Here is a 17,554-nt window from a genome sequence, read left to right on the forward strand (position 1 = left end):
GGCGGGCCATGATAAGAGAGGTGAGTCTAGAGGCCAAATCCCAATTCGCCCGACGAATGTTTCACAATGTTCCCCGTAGGCTTGAAACTAACTAAGCAGTGCTTTTGCGGTCTAGAATCCGCCTACTTCTTTCGAGGAAATCACTTCGTGAAATTGCTCCTTGCCGCGTTCGCCCTGGTTGCCTTGCCCGTCATGGCCGCCGAACCGACCCTCTACGGTCGCTACGAATACATTCAATTGCCGGAAATCGGCCAGACCTTCAAGGCCAAGATGGACACCGGCGCGCTGACCGCTTCGCTGTCGGCCCGTGACATCGAAACCTTCCAGCGCGACGGCGACGACTGGGTGCGCTTCCGCATCGGCGGCAAGGATGCGAGCGACAAGGTCTACGAGCACAAAGTCTCGCGCATCAGCAAGATCAAAAGCCGCGCCGACGAAGACGAAGACAAGGACGAAGCCACCGTGGCCAAGCGCCCGGTCATCGACCTGGAAATGTGCCTGGGCGACGTCAAGCGCACGGTCGAGGTCAACCTCACCGACCGCAGCAGCTTCAACTATCCGCTGTTGATCGGCGCCAAAGCACTGCGTGAATTCGGCGCGGCGGTGAACCCGGCCCGTCGCTACACTGCTGACAAACCGGACTGCTGACGGACCCCATGGCGCATATCCTGATTGTCGAAGACGAAGCGGCGATAGCCGACACGCTGATATTCGCGCTGCAAGGCGAGGGCTTTACCACCACCTGGCTGAGCCTTGGCCAAGAGGCGCTGGCCTATCAACGCCAGACCCCGGCCGACCTGATCATTCTGGACATCGGCCTGCCGGACATCAGCGGCTTTGAAACCTGCAAACAACTGCGCCGTTTCACTGAAGTGCCGGTGATGTTCCTCAGCGCCCGGGATGGCGAAATCGACCGGGTGGTGGGGCTCGAGATCGGCGCCGACGACTACGTGGTCAAGCCGTTCAGCCCTCGGGAAGTAGCGGCGCGGGTGCGGGCGATTCTCAAGCGTGTCGGCCCAGGCGTGGCGCAGGCTGTGTTTCAGGTTGATCTGGAGCGCATGCAGATCAGCTACCGCGGGCAGCCTTTAAGCCTTACACGCCACGAATTTCGTTTGCTGCAAAGCCTGCTGGAGCAACCCGAGCGGGTCTTCAGCCGCGAGCAATTGCTCGACGCGGTGGGCGTGCCCGCCGATGCGGGGTACGAGCGCAATATCGACAGCCACATCAAAAGCCTGCGCAGCAAGTTGCGCAGCGTGGCCGCCGATGCCGAGCCGATCCAGACCCATCGCGGCCTCGGCTACAGCTACAGCCCGAGCAACAGCTGATGCGCCTGGGGCTGCGGATATTCCTGGTGTATGCGCTGTTTATCGGCCTGACCGGTTACTTCGTGCTCAATACCGTGATGAAGGAAATCCGCCCCGGCGTGCGCCAGTCCACCGAAGAAACGTTGGTGGACACGGCCAACCTGCTCGCCGAGATCCTGCGCGAAGACGTGAAAAACCGCACCCTCGGCGAAAGTCATTGGCCGGAATACCTCAAGGCTTACGGCAACCGCCAGCCCGGCGCGACCATCTGGGGCTTGCCGAAAAACCAGGTTAACCACCGCATCTATGTGACCGACGCCAAGGGCATCGTGTTGCTCGACTCTACGGGTGAAGCGGTGGGCCAGGATTACTCCAAATGGAACGACGTGTACCTGACCTTGCGCGGCGAATACGGCGCTCGTTCCACCCGCAACGAGCTGAATGACCCGACCTCGTCGGTGATGCACGTGGGCGCGCCGATTCGTGATAACGGGCAGATTATCGGCGTGGTCACCGTGGCCAAACCCAACAGCTCGTTGCAGCCTTATGTGGACCGCACCGAGAACCGCCTGCTGTGGTACGGCGCCGGGTTGGTGATTCTGGGCCTGCTGTTGGGCGCGTTGTTGTCATGGTGGCTGAGTGTTGCCCTCAGACGCCTCACCGCCTACGCCGAGGCCGTCAGCGAAGGTCGGCGTGCCGAGTTGCCGCATTACCGGGGCGGTGAACTCAAGCAGTTATCCACCGCTGTGGAGCACATGCGCACACAGTTAGAGGGCAAGGCTTACGTCGAGCATTACGTGCACACCCTGACCCACGAATTGAAAAGCCCGCTGGCGGCGATTCGCGGCGCGGCGGAGCTGTTGCAGGGCGACATGACCCGCGAGCAGCAGCAGCGCTTCGTGGGCAATATCGACAGCGAAAGCGCGCGCCTGCAGCAGTTGATCGAGCGCCTGCTCAACCTGGCGCAAGTGGAGCAGCGTCAGGGCCTGGAAGAGCAGGTGAGTATCCCGTTGGCGGCGATGGTGGACGAGGTAATCAAGGCGCAATGCGCGCGAATCGAAGGCGCCGGTTTGCAGGTCGAGCAGACGATTGGCGCGCACGTGAAGGTGTTCGGCGAGCCCTTCCTGTTGCGCCAGGCCTTGGGCAATCTGCTGGATAACGCACTGGATTTCACGCCAGCCGGCGGGGCGTTGAGGTTCAGCGCGCTCGCGCAGCACAACGACGTGCGCGTCACGCTGTTCAATGAGGCCGCAGCAATTCCCGATTACGCGCTGCCGCGTCTGAGCGAACGTTTCTACTCGCTGCCACGCCCGGCCAGCGGGCGCAAAAGCACCGGGCTGGGCCTCAATTTTGTCGAGGAAGTGATGAAACTGCACGGCGGCGCCTTGCAAATCGGCAACGTACCCGGCGGTGTGCAAGCGGTGCTGCATCTCCACACAGTCTCCACATCCCCCACATAAATCCCCCACACGGGCTGCCCAGACTCTCCCCATCAAAACAGGGAGACACCCATGAACCGCAGCCTGCTTTTCAAACTTGGCGCGATTGCGCTGCTGATCCTGCTGTTGCTGATTCCGTTGCTGATGATCAACGGCATCATCGCCGACCGCCAATACGCTCGGGACAGTGTGCTGGAAGATATCGCCCGCAGCTCCAGCTACAGCCAGCGCCTCACCGGCCCGGTGATGGTGGTGCCGTATCGCAAGGTTGTCCGCGAGTGGAAGCTCAATGAAAAACTCAACAAGCGCTACGAGGAAACCCGTGAAGTGCGTGGTCGTCTGTATTTCCTGCCGGAGCATTTTGCCCTCGACGGCCAGGTGCAAACCGAGCTGCGTGCGCGCGGCATCTATCAGGCGCGGCTGTTCCATGCCGACAACCGTATCAGCGGGCGCTTTGTCTTGCCTGAGCAGTTGGGCATCAAGGAAGACTTCTCCGATTACACGTTTGAGCCGGCGTTTCTGGCGGTGGGCATCAGCGATATCCGTGGCATCGAAAACGCGCTGAAGCTTGAACTGGGCAGCCAGCGCCTGGAGTTTTCGCCGGGCAGCCAAGTGGGTTGGCTGGGGGAGGGCGTGCACGTCGCGTTGCCGGAACAGGACAGCAAAAAACCGGCCGCGCTGGACTTCGCTTTTGACCTGCGCCTGCAAGGCACCGAGCAGCTGCAAGTGGTGCCGGTGGGTAAAACCAGCCAGGTGTCGCTGGCCTCGAACTGGCCGCACCCGAGCTTTATCGGCAACTTCCTGCCGGCTCAACGTGACGTCACGGACAAGGGGTTTACCGCCAACTGGCAGACCTCGTTTTTCTCCACCAACCTGGAAGAAGCATTGCGCGGCTGTTCGGTCGACAAAGTCTGTGATGATTTCAACAGCCGCAGCTTCGGCGTGAACTTCATCGACCCGGTGGACCAGTACCTCAAGAGCGACCGTGCGATCAAATACGCGCTGCTGTTTATCGCCCTGACCTTTGCCGGTTTCTTCCTGTTCGAGGTGCTCAAGAGTCTGGCGGTACACCCGATCCAATACGCGCTGGTGGGGGTTGCCCTGGCGTTTTTCTACCTGCTGTTGCTGTCGTTGTCCGAGCACATCGGGTTTGCCATGGCGTACTTCATCTCCGCGAGTGCCTGTGTGTTGTTGATCGGTTTTTACGTGTGCCACGTGCTGCGCAGTATCCGCCATGGGCTGGGGTTTTCAGCGGGGTTGGCGGCGCTGTATGGCTTGTTGTACGGGCTGTTGAGTGCTGAGGATTACGCGCTGTTGATGGGCTCGCTGTTGCTGTTCGGCCTGCTGGGCACGGTGATGGTGCTGACGCGCAAACTGGACTGGTATGGCGTGGGCAAGCGTCAGGTGGCCGAGCCGTTGGAATTCGATCTGGAGGCGGTGCAATGATCGGTTTGCGCGAAGATCAGCAGATGAGGGAGCAGTTAGTGGACTTCCTCAACAACGCCACCACGTTTCACTGTGGGAGCGGGCTTGCTCGCGAAAGCGGTGGATCAGTTAAATATGTATCAACTGATACACCGCATTCGCGAGCAAGCCCGCTCCCACAGGGGAATGGCGGTGGGCGTTAGAGGGGCGGCTGGGTCTGCTGCATCGAAGGCCGCTGGCTGACCTCGGCGTACCAGGCGGCAAGCTTGGGATTGGCATCACGCCATTGCAGGTCCGGGTGGCGGAAGTCGAGGTAACCCACGGCACAGGCCACGCTGATCGCGGCGATATCGAAGTGGCTGGTCAGCTCGGCCACGGCGTCCTGTTCCAGCTCGGCGACACTGCGGCGGATTTTGTTGCGTTGCTCATCCAGCCATTGGTCCCAGTGTTTTTCCGCCGGGCGCAAGGCGGTCTCGTAGCGCACCAGCACGGCGGCATCCATGATGCCGTCGGCCATCGAGGCCAGGGTCAGGCGGCGCCAGCGGGCCGAGCCGTCGCGGGGTATGAGCGGGTTTCCGACGTGCTGGTGGTCGAGATAGTCGAGGATCACCCGGCTGTCGTGCAGCACGCTGCCATCAGCCAGGCGCAGGGCCGGGATCTTGCCCACGGGGTTGCCCTGCACCAGTTGCGCATCCGGGTTGACCGGCGTTGGCATGCAGCCCTGCAGGGTCACGCGGTCTTGTTGACCGGTTTCGGCCAGCAACACGCGAACCTTGCGCACGAAGGGTGAGGCGGGGTTGTGAAACAAGGTCATGCTGGGGGCGGACATGGGCATTCCTCGAAATGGGCTGTGGCTAGCCTAGAGGGTTGCTCGGTGGCTGGCGAGCAGGAATTTTGATGTTTGAGAGGGCCTCATCGCAGGCAAGCCAGCTCCCACCTTTGAGCAGGTTTACAGATCAAAAAGGTGGGAGCTGGCTTGCCTGCGATAGCGCCATCAGCCGCGCCGCTTAAACAACCCCCATACACTGATGGCAGCCGGTATCCCCAACCCCACCCAACTGAGCGAATCCCACAGCCCATCCCCCAGCAACGCCGCAAACAACCCGGCTGCACTGAGCAGGCCAATCCCCAGCGGCACACCAAATACCTTCCAGAAATTCGACTGGCGCGGCTTCATGCCCTGGCCACCTTGCGCCGCACAACCCACAGGTAAACCCCACTGCCCAGCACGATGATGGTCAGCACATCCAGCACCGCCCACAGGATCTTCATCGGCATGCCGCCATAGTCGCCAAAATGCAGCGGCTGGGACATGCCCATGGCGTCCATGTACCACGGCCGTTCGGCGATGGCGGTGACGGCCAGGGTGCTGGCGTCGATCAGTACCGGCGTGAGCAAGTGGGACGTCAAATGCGTGCCGCCCTTCATGAACACCGCGTAATGGTGCTCGCTGGAAAAGCGCGTGCCGGGGAAGGCGATGAAGTCCGGTTGCATACCGGGCGCGGCCTTGGCGGCGATGGTCAGCAGGTCAGTGGCCGGCGCGCGCAGGGTCAACGGTGGCGCGTTTTTGTAGGGTTCGATCATGGCGCTGAGGCTGTCCTGGCGCCAGGCGGCGATGATCAGGTCGGCGCAGGCGCTGATCACGCCGGTCACCCCCACCACCAGCGCCCAGGTCAGCGTGACCACGCCGATCAGGTTGTGCAGGTCGAGCCAGCGCAGGCGCGTGGACTTGTCCTTGCGCACGGTGGCGAACTCCAACCGGCGCATAAACGGCAGGTACAGCACCGTGCCCGAGACAATCGCCACCACAAACAAAATGCCCATGAATGCCAGCAACAATTTGCCCGGCAGGCCGACGAACATGTCTGTGTGCAGGCGCAGCAGGAACAGCGTCAACCCGCCGTTGGCCGCCGGTGTTTCCACGGCGTCGCCGGTGCGCGCATCGAGCATGAAGGTGTGGGACGCGTTGGGCTCGGTACCGGCGGTGGCAGCCATGATCGCGATCACGCCGTTCTTGTCGTCCTCGTCCCAGGCCAGGTATTGCAGCGCCTCGCCGGGTCGATGGGCCTGGGCTTTGGCTACCAGCTGTTCCAGGTTGAGCTGTGGTGTATCGGCCGGCATCTGCACCAGTTCGGGCTCGTTGCCCAGCAGATGGTCGATCTCGTGGTGAAACACCAGCGGCAGGCCGGTGAGGGCGAGCAACAGCAGGAATACCGTGCAGATCAGGCTGGCCCAGGTGTGGACGAAGGACCAGCGGCGGATGGTTTTGCTTTTCATTTTCCAGCCTTCAGACATGCCGAAGCCGCCCCGGAGGACGGCCTGGCTGTTAACTCAGCCGATTACCATTGGTAAGTGGCGCTGGCAACGACGCTGCGCTGGTCGCCAAAGTAGCAGTAGTTGCCGTCGCAGGTAGACAGGTAATCCTTGTTGAACAGGTTGGTGGCGTTGAGTTTGACCGACGCACCTTTGAGGCTGTTGTCCAGGCGGCCGAGGTCGTAGTGCACCGCGCCGTCGAATACGGTGTAGGCGTTGGCCTTGCCCAGCCAGGTGTTGGCCTGATCGCCATAGGTGTTGCCGGTGTAGCGGGCGCCGAAGCCGATGCCGAAGCCATCCAGTACGCCGCTGTGCCAGGTGTAGTCGGTCCACAGCGAGGCCTGTTGCTCTGGCATCAGTTGCAGGCGGTTGCCTTTGTATTGGCCTTTTTGCACTTCGGATTTGGCCAGGGTGTAGGCGGCAATGACCTTAAGGTTCTCGGTCACGTCAGACACGGCTTCCAACTCCAGGCCTTTGACCTTCACTTCGCCGGTCTGGTCGGTGACCGACACGCCACCGGACTGGAAGCTGGTGACCTGCACGTTTTTCTGGGTCAGGTCGTAGACCGCTGCACTCAGCAGAGTGTTGGAGCCGGGCGGTTGGTACTTGATGCCCAGCTCCCACTGCTTGCCCTCAGTGGGTTTGAACGACTTGAGCGGGTCGACGTCGGCATTGCTCGCCGGCTGGAAGGATTCGGCGTAGGACAGATACGGCACAAAGCCCGAATCGAACACATAGCTGATCGCCGCGTTGCCGCTGAAGTTTTTGCTGCGGTCGGTGTTGGTCGCGTCGTTCTTGTTGAAGTAGGTGGTGCCTTGGTGCACCCAGTCTTCACGACCGCCCAAGGTCAAGCGCCACTTATCCAGGGCCATTTGATCCTGGGCATAGAGGCCGGTTTGCACGGTTTTCTGGTTGTAGTCGTAGAACGCCGTGGAGCGCGCAGGGCGCACGACCGGCTGCGTGTTGACCGGGTTGAAGATGTTAATTGTCCCGGCGCCGCCGAAGATCGACAGATAAGACGTATCGGTACGCTGATGGTCCAGGCCGAGCAGCAGGGTGTGGGTGACGTCACCGGTGGCGAAGTCAGCCTGGAAGTTGTTGTCCACCGCAAACTGGCTGATGCTTTCGTCCACGTTGGTCGACGAGCGACTGATATTGCCCGCAGCATCAGCCGGGGAGAACGCATAGGAACCCACGGTCAGTTGCTGGAAGGCCAGCTCCGATTTGGTGTAGCGCAGGTTTTGCTTGAATTGCCAGGTATCGTTGAAACGGTGTTCGAACGCGTAGCCCAATGCGTAGTAGGTGCGGTCGTAGAATTCGTAGTCCGGGTCGCCCAGGTTTTTGTGGTGGGAAACCTCGCCCAGCGGCGATTTGATCTTGGTGCCCTGGATCGGCATGAACTGGCTGGTGGTGCCGGTATCGTCGCGCGTGAACTGCGACAGAAAGGTCAACTGCGTGTCGGGATCAATGTTCCAGGTCAGGCTCGGCGCAATGTTGTAGCGCTTGTTGTCGATGTGATCGACCTGAGTGCCGGCATCGCGTACTACGCCGCTGAGGCCATAGAGGAACTGGCCTTCATCATCAATCTTGCCGGTGCTCGCGAAGTTGATTTGACGGTAGTTGTCGCTGCCATATTGCGCCTGGATGGCGTTGCTGGATTCAGCGCTGGGACGACGACTGACCATGTCCAGCAAACCGCCTGGCGGTGTTTGGCCGTAGACAGAGGACGCCGGGCCACGCAACAGGGCCAGGCGATCCAGGTTCCAGGTTTCGGCTTTCGGGTTGGCGTAAACGCCGCGCGGCAGAGGCAGACCGTCGAGGAATTGCGTGGGTTCGAAACCGCGTACGCGCATCCAGTCGTAGCGGGTATCGCTGCCGTAGCTGGAAGACACGATGCCAGGCATGTATTTAACCGCGTCATCCAGATTCTGGACGTTGCGGTCCTGCATCTGCTGGCGGGTGGCGACGGAGATCGAGCGCGGTGCTTCGACCAGTGCGGTGTCGGTCTTGGTGCCTGCGGCGGTGCGGGTGGCCAGGTAGCCTTGAACGGGCCCCCATGCACTTTCAAGGTCGCCCTGGCCGGTGATACTGGTTTGCGGCAGCGCCACTACACCGTCCGGAATCGCCACCAGCGTAAACGTCCCCGCGCTGCTCTGCTCCAGCTGCAACCCCGTGCCCCGCAACGCTTCACGCAGTGCCCCCTGTGCATCGAACTGGCCCTTAACCGGGGCCGAGGTTTTGCCCGAGGCCAGCGACGGGTTGAGCGTCAGCGCGAGGCCGGCCTGGCTGGCGATCTGGTTCAGTGTGGTGGCCAACGGCGCAGCCGGCAGGTTGTAGGCGCGCATGCTGGAAGCCTGTTCGGCGGCGATCAGCGAGGTGCTGGCCAGCGGGACGCTGAGGGCGATGGCCAGGGTTAACAGGCTGGGGCGCAACAGGGTGTCGAGCGTGCGGGACATGGGGAAGGCTCCTGAATGGAAATATTTCTCAATTGCCTAGGTGCCGAGTGAGAATCGAAAAGTGATAGGGCGGGGTGAAAATATTCTTGTCTGGTGTATTTGAGGGGGTTTCAAGGGCCTCTTTGCGAGCAAGCCCGCTCCCACATTCTGACCGCGTTCTCTCTGCAAAAACGCGGTCGAATGTGGGAGCGGGCTTGCTCGCGAAAGCGATAACCCAAGCACCGCAGGCCCTAAGGCTTGCCCTTAACCGTCACCCACCACGGCGTGTGCTGCTTGATCTGCACTGGCAGGGTCGGCAGCAGGGCATTCAGCGCCAGCGTGGTGTCGTGCAGCGGGAAGCTGCCGGTGATGCGCAAGTCGGCCACGGTTTTATCCACACCCAGATAACCGGTGCGGTAACGGCTCAGCTCGTTGATCACATCGCCCAGGCGAGCGTTGTCGACCACCAGCATGCCGCGCGTCCAGGCGTCGGTGGCGGGGGTGACGGCCAGCGCAGGGCCGAGGCCGTCGCTGCGCATCAGCACTTGCTGGCCTGCCTTGAAGATCTGTTCCTGGTGCAACGCCTCAGGTTGGGCGGCCACGGCGGACTGCAGCACGCTCAGGCGCGTGGCGGCGTCTTCGCGCTTGACGATAAACCGCGTGCCCAGCGCCCGCAGGCTGCCGTCGCGGGTTTGTACATAAAAGGGCCGCGAATCGTTGTGGCCGGTTTCGACGAGAATTTCGCCTTCCTGCAACACGATCAGTCGGCGCTTTTCATCAAAGCGCACGTCGATGGCGCTGTGGGTGTTGAGATTTATCAGCGTGCCGTCTGCCAGTTTCAGCGTGCGCTGCTCGCCGGTGGCGGTGCGCTGGTCGGCCAGCCAATAGTGAATCGGCACGTAGCGTTCACCGGCAAACAATGCCAGGCCAATTACCAGCGCGACACTCGCCAGGCCGCTGCCCAGCTTGCGCACACGCTGGCGAATACCTTCGCGCGAGTGCAGCAACGCCGCCCGCGCCGGGCCCGAGGCGGCGCTGAAACGCTGATCGAGCATGCCCAGCTGGCGCCAGGCGCGGGCGTGTTCTTCATGGCCTGCCAGCCATTTGTCGAACTCTTCACGCTCAACCGCGCTGCAGTCGCCCGAATCAAGGGACAGTTGCCAGGCAATCGCCGCATCGAGCACACGGGCCGAGACCGGTTTGGCGCCGGTCACAGCGGCTCGCCATACAGGGCGATGTAGCACTGGCGAATGCCCTGGGCCAGGTATTGGCGCACGCGCGGCACTGACACGCCGAGGCGCGTGGCGATTTCTGCGTGGCCCAGGCCGTCGAGGCGGTTATAGAGGAAGGCGGCGCGGGCCTTGCTCGACAGCTTGCCGAGCAGGCGGTCGATGGCCTTGAGGTCTTCGAGGATCAGTTGCTGTTCTTCGGGCGAGGGATGCTCGCTTTCCGGGATCAGCATCAGTTCGGTGAGGTAGGCCTGTTCCAGTGCGGCGCGACGGAAGTAGTCGAACAGCAGGCCTTTGGCGATGGCTACCAGAAACGCACGCGGCTCGCGGGGTTCGCGCAGCTCGTCACGGCCCAGCAGGCGGATGAACGTGTCCTGGCTCAGGTCTTCGGCGCGGCTCGGGCACGCCACGTTGCGCCGCAGCCAAGCCAGCAGCCAGCCACGATGGTCGCGATACAACGCGCCAACAAGCTCACTGCGTGGGGTCTGGGCCGACGACAAGGCATCACCAAATAAACGGAGAGTTTAAACTAACGAGAATTATTCGCGATTGTGTCAGAGGCGCATGGCGGGCGCAATTGGCGTTTGTCGGGTAGCGACTGCCGAGGGTGGTGAGCTGGCTCGTCTGGTGAGCGGGTTTCTGTGGCGAGCGAGCCTGTGTGGCGAGCGGGCTTGCCCCGCGTTGGGGCGCGAAGCGGCCCCAGCAAGTACACCGCGGTGCATCAGTCGGAATCAGGCCATCCGGTTTTGGGGCTGCTGCGCAGCCCAACGCGGGGCAAGCCCGCTCGCCACAGAAGCCCACTCGCCACACAAGTCCCCTTGCCACAGAGGCCCGCTTGCCCTGCCAACCCGCTCGCCACATTAGAAAGTGGGCGTTTGTTTACGGCGTTTCCATTGGCTCAAGCGTTCTTGCAGTACCTGCGGGCTGTCGATGTGCTGGCGGCTGGCGCGGCTGAACAGAATGAGCATCAGCTCGGCCGTGGCCAAGGCATCGGCGCTGGCGTGGTGGCGTTCGCCGACCTGCAGTTTGAAGTGGCTGATCCAGTCGTCGAGCCCGGCTTCACGAATGTTGGCGTCGGGGCACAGCAGCGGGGCGATGTCGGCCACATCCAGAAATGGATGAGCCAGGCGGTAACCCAGGCTGTCTTTGAGCGCCCGGCACAGCATGTGTTGGTCGAACGGCGCGTGAAACGCCAGCAACGGGCTGTCGCCGACAAACTCCATGAAATCCAGCAGCGCTTCCACCGGGTCACTGCCGGCGGCAATCGCACTCGGCCCCAGGCCGTGAATCAACACGCTGGGGCTGAGTTTTGTTTCGGCGCGGTGCAGGGTGCGTTCGAACAGTTGGGAAAAATCCACCGCGCCGTCGTCGATGACCACGGCGCCGATGGACAGCACCTGGTCACGGTTGAGGTTCAGGCCGCTGGTTTCCAGGTCCACGACGACCCAGCGCTGGCTGCGCAATGGCCCGTCGCCCAGCGCGCCGGGTGTGGGCAATTGCTCGAGCCGCCGCTGTTGTACTGCGTCGAGCCCAGGCTTTTTCGTACGCAGCCAGCCGAACAAACTCACAGCTGATACCGCAATGTCAGGCTGCTTTGCAGGCGCTGGGCCTGGCGCAGGGATTCTCGCAGGATGCGCCGGTCCAGGTGGTTGAGGCTGTCGGGGTCGACGCGGTTGGAATACGGCTGATTCTCGCGGGTTTGCAATTGGTGCTGCTGCATGCGGGTTTGCTGGATGAAATGGTAGGCCTCTTCATAGGCGGCGCCGTCCAGCGGCTCAATGACTTCCTTGGCCACCAGTTGGCGCAGGCGCTCCAGGGTGTTGTTGGCGTGGATGCCATTGGCCAGGGCCAGCAAGCGTGCGCCGTCGACAAAGGGCGTCAGGCCCTGCACCTTCAAGTCCAGCGTGGCTTTTTCCCCACCTTTACGGGTCAGCACGAACTCGCGGAAGCGCCCCACGGGCGGGCGCTGGCGCAAGGCGTTTTCGGCGAGCATGCGCTGGAACAGCCGGTTATCCGCGACCTGATCAAGGATGCCCTGGCGCAATTGCTCGCAGCCCTGTTCATCTCCCCACACCACCCGCAGGTCGAAATAGATACTCGACCCCAGCAGGTTCTCCGGCGTCGCTTCGCGGATAAACGCCGCAAACCGCCGCGCCCACTCAGCCCGCGACAGGCACAGTTCAGGGTTGCCGGCCATGATGTTGCCCTTGCACAGGCTGAAGCCGCACAGCGCCAGGCTCTGGTTGATCTGCTGCGCCAAGGGCAAAAGCCGCCCGCGAATTTCGGCGGCTTGGGCGGCGTCTTTGGCCTCAAACAGGATGCCGTTGTCCTGGTCGGTAAACAGCGTCTGCTCACGCCGTCCTTCGCTGCCGAAACACAACCAGCTGAAGGGCACGCCGGGGTCGCCTTTCTCGGCGAGGGTCAGTTCGATGACCCGGCACACGGTGTGATCGTTAAGCAGCGTAATGATGTGGGTGATCTGGGTGGACGATGCGCCGTGGGCCAACATGCGCTCCACCAGTTGGCCGATCTCACCGCGAAGGGCCACCAGGTTTTCTACCCTGGGCGCATTGCTGATGGTACGGGCCAGGTGCACCAGGTCCACCCGCTGCAGGGAAAACAGATCGCGTTCCGACACCACGCCGCACAGGCGCTGATCCTTGACCAGGCACACGTGGGCAATGTGCCGCTCGGTCATGGCGATGGCGGCGTCAAAGGCGCTGTGGTCGGGCGTCAGGAAAAACGGCGCCTGGGTCATGTGATGTTCGATGGCCTGATCGAAATCGCGGGTGCCGTCGGCCACCACCTGGCGCAGGTCGCGCAGGGTGAAGATGCCCAAGGGTGTTTTGTGTTCATCAACAATCACGATGCTGCCCACTTGCTGTTCATGCATCAGCGTCACCGCTTCGCGCAGCGGCGTGTTCGGGCTGCAGGAGACGGGATGGCGCATGGCCAATTCGCCCAGGCGGGTGTTCAGTGAATATTGGGTGCCGAGGGTCTCCACGGCTTTTTGCTGCACCTGCTGGTTGACTTGATCGAGCAGGCTGCTGACGCCGCGCAAGGCAAAATCGCGAAACGTGCTGGAGAGGGCAAACAGCTTGATGAAGGCCGGCTTGTTCAGTTGCAGGCAGAAGGTGTCTTCGGCGGCCTTGTGTTCGGTGCGGGTGGCGCGCTCACCCAACAGCGCGGCGAGCGGGAAACACTCGCCGGTGGTGATTTCAAAGGTGGTTTCGGCCCCTTCCTGATTCAGCCGCGGCCGTTCACCGACCACCCGGCCTTGCTTGACGATATAGAAGTGCTCAACCGGCCCGCCCGAGGGCTTGAGGATGCTGTCGCCGGGGCCATAAAAGCGCAGTTGGCACTGCTCCACCAAAAACGCCAGGTGCGCGTTTTCCATCTGGTTGAACGGCGGGAAGCGTTGCAGGAATTGCAGGGTGCCGTGAATGTTCTGCAACACGGCGGTTTTTCCCGCCTGTGTAAATGCATCAGCTTTACTCATAACAGTGACCGCATTTTTATTGTCGTTATCAGCCGTCATCGTCAACCCCCGCGCGGCGGGTGCCCATTGGACGTAAGTCTAGGTAGAGGAAATTCGCACCGAACTAGGGAAAAGCCTTACATGACTATCGTACAAAACCCGTAGAACGCCCACTAGGCAAACTTTCCGACGAAGTGCACATTGTTTGCCCTTCCGCAGATGTCTGACGAGTGTGCTGCGAGATTGACGAAAATTGCTGAGAAACGTATGTCCGACCACGATATTTTGAGTGATGCCGAGCGCGAGGCGCTGAGCGCCGTGATGCTGGAGCCTGAGCCTGGTTCACAGCCAGACCGCGTATTGATTGTTGACGACGACAAGGACGCGCGTGAACTGCTGGCGCAGATCCTTGGGTTGGACGGTATTCCCTGCATGACTGCAAACAGCGGCGAGTCAGCGTGGGACTTGCTGAGGTCCAGCAGCTCCATCGGTTTGTTGATCACTGATTTGCGCATGGCGCCGAGCAATGGGTTGGAATTGATCCGCAAAGTACGCAGCTCTACCCGCGCAGCGTTGCCGATAATCGTGGTGTCGGGGGATGCAGAAGCGCCGGATGTGATTGATGCGATGCATTTGAGCGTGGTGGATTTCCTGCTCAAGCCGATTGATAGCGTGAAGTTGGCGAAGATGGTCAAGCGGGAACTGGGGATGGCTTCCTGACTTTTGGGCTTGCCTGCGATGAGGCTCACTCGGTCCATCTGAAACTCAAAAAAAAGCCCCGATCTTTCGATCGGGGCTTTTTCATTTACAGGCCATTTTTAGCCTTGAACTCACGACGTCGACGGTGCAACACCGGCTCGGTATAACCGTTTGGCTGCCGGGTGCCTTCAATCACCAACTCCACCGCTGCCTGGAACGCGATGTTGCTGTCGAAGTCCGGCGCCAGCGGGCGGTACAGCGCGTCACCGGCGTTCTGGCGGTCTACCACCGGCGCCATGCGCTTGAGGCTTTCCAGCACCTGGGCTTCGTTAACGATGCCGTGGCGCAACCAGTTGGCGATGTGCTGGCTGGAGATGCGCAGGGTTGCGCGGTCTTCCATCAGGCCGACATCGTTGATGTCTGGCACTTTCGAACAGCCCACGCCCTGGTCGATCCAGCGCACGACATAACCGAGGATGCCTTGGGCGTTGTTGTCCAGCTCGTTGCGGATTTCTTCGTCGGACCAATCGGTGTTGCTGGCCAGAGGAATCGTCAGGATGTCATCCACCGAGGCGCGTTCGCGCTTGGCCAATTCGGCTTGGCGGGCAAACACGTCGACCTTGTGATAGTGCAGGGCATGCAGCGCCGCCGCGGTCGGCGAAGGAACCCAGGCGGTGTTGGCGCCGGCCAGTGGGTGAGCGATTTTCTGTTCAAGCATCGCCGCCATCAGGTCGGGCATCGCCCACATGCCTTTACCAATTTGTGCACGGCCTTGCAGGCCAGTGCTCAAGCCGATATCGACGTTCCAGTTCTCGTAGGCGCCAATCCATTTTTCCGCCTTCATCGCGGCCTTGCGCACCATCGCGCCGGCTTCCATGGAGGTGTGGATTTCGTCGCCGGTACGGTCGAGGAAGCCGGTGTTGATGAACACCACGCGCTCGCTGGCCGCCTTGATGCAGGCCTTGAGGTTGACCGTGGTGCGGCGCTCCTCGTCCATGATCCCGACTTTGAGGGTGTTGCGTGGCAGGTTCAGCACGTCTTCGATGCGGCCGAACAGCTCGTTGGTGAATGCAGCTTCTTCGGGGCCGTGCATCTTTGGTTTGACGATGTAGACGGAGCCGGTGCGGCTGTTTTTGCGGCTGCTGTTGCTGTTGAGGCTGTGGATCGCCGCCAGGCTGGTGAGCAGGCCGTCGAGTATGCCTTCGGGCACTTCGTTGCCGTCTTTGTCGAGGATCGCGTCGATGGTCATCAAGTGCCCAACGTTGCGCACGAACAACAGCGAACGGCCGTGCAGCGTCACGTCCCGGCCATCCACGCCGGTGTAGACGCGGTCGGGGTTCATGGTGCGGGTGAAGGTCTTGCCGCCCTTGGCCACTTCTTCGGCCAGGTCGCCTTTCATCAGGCCGAGCCAGTTGCGGTAGATCACCACTTTGTCGTCGGCATCCACGGCGGCCACGGAGTCTTCGCAGTCCATGATGGTGGTCAGCGCGGCTTCCATCAGCACGTCTTTGACGCCGGCGGCGTCGGTCTGGCCGACCGGGGTGCTGGCGTCGATCTGGATTTCGAAGTGCAGGCCGTTATTTTTCAGCAGGATCGCGATCGGCTCGGCGGCAGGGCCCTGGAAACCGATCAGCTGAGCGTCGTCACGCAGGCCGCTGTTGCTGCCGCCCTTGAGGCTGACGATGAGGATGCCATCGACGATCTTGTAACCGGTGGAGTCAACATGGCTGCCGGCGCTGAGCGGTGCGGCCTGGTCGAGGAACGCGCGAGCAAAGGCGATGACTTTGTCGCCACGCACCTTGTTGTAGCCTTTGCCTTTTTCGGCGCCGCCGGCTTCGCTGATGGCGTCGGTGCCATACAGCGCGTCGTACAGCGAGCCCCAGCGCGCGTTGGAGGCGTTGAGGGCGAAGCGGGCGTTCATCACCGGCACGACCAGCTGTGGGCCGGCCATGCGGGCGATTTCGTCATCGACGTTTTGGGTTGTGGCCTGGAAGTCTGCGGCTTCTGGCAGCAGGTATCCGATGTCTTGCAGGAAGGCTTTGTAGGCCACCGCGTCGTGAGCCTGGCCAGCGTGGGTCTGGTGCCAGGTATCGATGCGCGCTTGGAAATCGTCGCGTTTGGCGAGTAGGGCTTTGTTCTTCGGTGCCAGGTCGTGGATGACCTTGTCGGCGCCGGCCCAGAACTGCTCGGCAGTGATACCGGTGCCGGGAATGGCTTCGTTGTTCACGAAGTCGAACAGGACTTTGGCGACCTGCAGGCCACCGACTTGAACGTGTTCAGTCATCTCTTGCCTCACTCTGCGGAGCTAATGCGCTTTTCAGCTTTTCAATTTACCAATGAAGCCTCTGGCCATTTAAACCGCGAACCGGTCCCCCAGTGCATGCCTGAAAGGCGGCTGGGCTGGCGGTTGTCGCGGTACGTGGGTGCCTTGGCAGACATCGACCTAAGGTTATGTAGTGCGCGATTGGGCATACTACATGATGACTTGCGGTTGTGAAAATTTGACTAAATACGTCGTTTAGCGACCCACCTGTGGTATCCGGTCACAGTGGGGAATGGGATGTTCTCAAAAAACTATCGGATTGTTCCAGATAAATATAAAAACGGTACACGATTTGTTTTCGCGGGCGCCTGCGTCCACCTTGTAGATTGAATTCAGAGGGCTTCGCCATGGACCATCTTGTACTCACTATTATCGCCGCCGACAAACCGGGCTTGGTTGAACGTATCGCCCAGAACATCGCCGCCCACGGTGGCAACTGGCTGGAAAGCCGCATGGCGCACATGGCCGGGCAGTTTGCCGGGATACTGCGCGTCAGCGTGCCGGCAGAAAACCGTCAGGCGCTGGTAGGCGCTCTGGAGGATTTATCCACACACGGTATTCGCGTGCTGGTGGGCGAGGGCAGTACCGGGCAGGCGGCGGCGTCCAAGGCGATCCTGATGACGCTGGTGGGCAATGATCGGTCGGGCATCGTGCGCGAGATCACGGCGTTGCTGAGCCAGCAGGGCGTCAACCTGGAGCGTTTGAGCACCGATGTGCGCCCGGCGCCCATGAGCAGCGATCCGCTGTTCAGCGCCGAGGCTTTGCTGCGGGTGCCGTCGACGTTATCCCTGGAAACCTTGCAGGCATCCCTGGAAACGCTGGCGGACGACTTGATGGTAGAGCTGCGCAACGAGGAGTAATTGCCCACAGGGTTATGCATGGAAATCTTGCATGGGCCTGTGGATAACC

The 17,554-nt window shown here is 61.4% G+C and carries 15 protein-coding genes; 6 read left to right on the forward strand and 9 right to left on the reverse strand.

Going from position 1 to position 17,554, the window contains the following annotated elements:
• Window positions 1–147: 147 nt before the first annotated feature.
• Genes Q7C20_RS07275 through creD form a run of 4 tightly spaced genes read left to right on the forward strand, consistent with a single transcriptional unit; the run spans window position 148 to window position 4,189 of the window.
• Entirely contained in the window at window positions 148–648 is a 501-nt protein-coding gene (locus Q7C20_RS07275; RefSeq protein WP_375066566.1) for an ATP-dependent zinc protease, read from the forward strand.
• Window positions 649–656: 8 nt separating this feature from the next.
• Complete coding sequence (gene creB, locus Q7C20_RS07280; RefSeq protein ID WP_375066567.1) at window positions 657–1,325, forward strand: two-component system response regulator CreB; 669 nt, start codon at window positions 657–659, stop codon at window positions 1,323–1,325.
• A complete protein-coding gene (gene creC / locus Q7C20_RS07285; RefSeq protein ID WP_375066568.1) occupies window positions 1,325–2,764 on the forward strand; it encodes a two-component system sensor histidine kinase CreC in 1,440 nt (479 codons plus the stop codon). Before creB ends, creC begins: the two co-directional genes overlap by 1 nt.
• A 51-nt stretch (window positions 2,765–2,815) precedes the next feature.
• Window positions 2,816–4,189 (forward strand): cell envelope integrity protein CreD, encoded by a 1,374-nt coding sequence (creD, locus tag Q7C20_RS07290; RefSeq protein ID WP_375066569.1) that lies wholly within the window; start codon window positions 2,816–2,818, stop codon window positions 4,187–4,189.
• Between the two features lie 178 nt (window positions 4,190–4,367).
• Here the strand turns inward: creD and Q7C20_RS07295 are convergent, their stop codons facing one another.
• The 8 genes from Q7C20_RS07295 to Q7C20_RS07330 all read right to left on the reverse strand — a co-directional run bounded on the left by Q7C20_RS07295 (window position 4,368) and on the right by Q7C20_RS07330 (window position 13,644).
• The gene (locus tag Q7C20_RS07295) at window positions 4,368–4,997 is read right to left on the reverse strand and encodes a glutathione S-transferase (RefSeq protein WP_375066570.1); all 630 of its coding nucleotides are present in this window, start codon (window positions 4,995–4,997) and stop codon (window positions 4,368–4,370) included.
• Between the two features lie 165 nt (window positions 4,998–5,162).
• Window positions 5,163–5,345, reverse strand: a complete 183-nt coding sequence (locus Q7C20_RS07300) for a hypothetical protein (protein WP_348057456.1) — start codon at window positions 5,343–5,345, stop codon at window positions 5,163–5,165.
• Window positions 5,342–6,445, reverse strand: coding sequence for a PepSY-associated TM helix domain-containing protein (locus Q7C20_RS07305; RefSeq protein ID WP_375066571.1), 1,104 nt, complete (start codon window positions 6,443–6,445; stop codon window positions 5,342–5,344). Before Q7C20_RS07305 ends, Q7C20_RS07300 begins: the two co-directional genes overlap by 4 nt.
• A 62-nt stretch (window positions 6,446–6,507) precedes the next feature.
• Window positions 6,508–8,937 carry a TonB-dependent siderophore receptor gene (locus tag Q7C20_RS07310; protein WP_375066572.1) on the reverse strand — a complete coding sequence of 810 codons (2,430 nt, stop codon included), beginning with the start codon at window positions 8,935–8,937 and terminating at the stop codon, window positions 6,508–6,510.
• A 230-nt stretch (window positions 8,938–9,167) separates the two neighbouring features.
• Window positions 9,168–10,130 (reverse strand): FecR domain-containing protein, encoded by a 963-nt coding sequence (locus tag Q7C20_RS07315; protein WP_375066573.1) that lies wholly within the window; start codon window positions 10,128–10,130, stop codon window positions 9,168–9,170.
• Entirely contained in the window at window positions 10,127–10,645 is a 519-nt protein-coding gene (locus Q7C20_RS07320) for an RNA polymerase sigma factor (protein WP_375066574.1), read from the reverse strand. The genes Q7C20_RS07315 and Q7C20_RS07320 overlap by 4 nt, the downstream gene beginning before the upstream one ends.
• Window positions 10,646–11,005: 360 nt before the next feature.
• Window positions 11,006–11,713 carry a PolC-type DNA polymerase III gene (locus tag Q7C20_RS07325; RefSeq protein WP_375066575.1) on the reverse strand — a complete coding sequence of 236 codons (708 nt, stop codon included), beginning with the start codon at window positions 11,711–11,713 and terminating at the stop codon, window positions 11,006–11,008.
• A complete protein-coding gene (locus Q7C20_RS07330; protein WP_375066576.1) occupies window positions 11,710–13,644 on the reverse strand; it encodes a putative nucleotidyltransferase substrate binding domain-containing protein in 1,935 nt (644 codons plus the stop codon). The genes Q7C20_RS07325 and Q7C20_RS07330 overlap by 4 nt, the downstream gene beginning before the upstream one ends.
• A gap of 246 nt (window positions 13,645–13,890) precedes the next feature.
• Here Q7C20_RS07330 and Q7C20_RS07335 point away from each other — a divergent pair, with 246 nt between their 5' ends.
• Window positions 13,891–14,343 (forward strand): response regulator, encoded by a 453-nt coding sequence (locus Q7C20_RS07335; RefSeq protein WP_375066577.1) that lies wholly within the window; start codon window positions 13,891–13,893, stop codon window positions 14,341–14,343.
• Window positions 14,344–14,428: 85 nt separating this feature from the next.
• Here Q7C20_RS07335 and Q7C20_RS07340 read toward each other — a convergent pair whose 3' ends face one another.
• Complete coding sequence (locus Q7C20_RS07340; protein ID WP_348057440.1) at window positions 14,429–16,606, reverse strand: malate synthase G; 2,178 nt, start codon at window positions 16,604–16,606, stop codon at window positions 14,429–14,431.
• Between the two features lie 386 nt (window positions 16,607–16,992).
• Here Q7C20_RS07340 and Q7C20_RS07345 point away from each other — a divergent pair, with 386 nt between their 5' ends.
• Window positions 16,993–17,505, forward strand: a complete 513-nt coding sequence (locus tag Q7C20_RS07345; protein ID WP_375066578.1) for a glycine cleavage system protein R — start codon at window positions 16,993–16,995, stop codon at window positions 17,503–17,505.
• Window positions 17,506–17,554 lie beyond the last annotated feature (49 nt).

It is taken from the genome of Pseudomonas sp. AMR01 (assembly GCF_041946035.1).
GTDB lineage: Bacteria > Pseudomonadota > Gammaproteobacteria > Pseudomonadales > Pseudomonadaceae > Aquipseudomonas > Aquipseudomonas antarctica_B.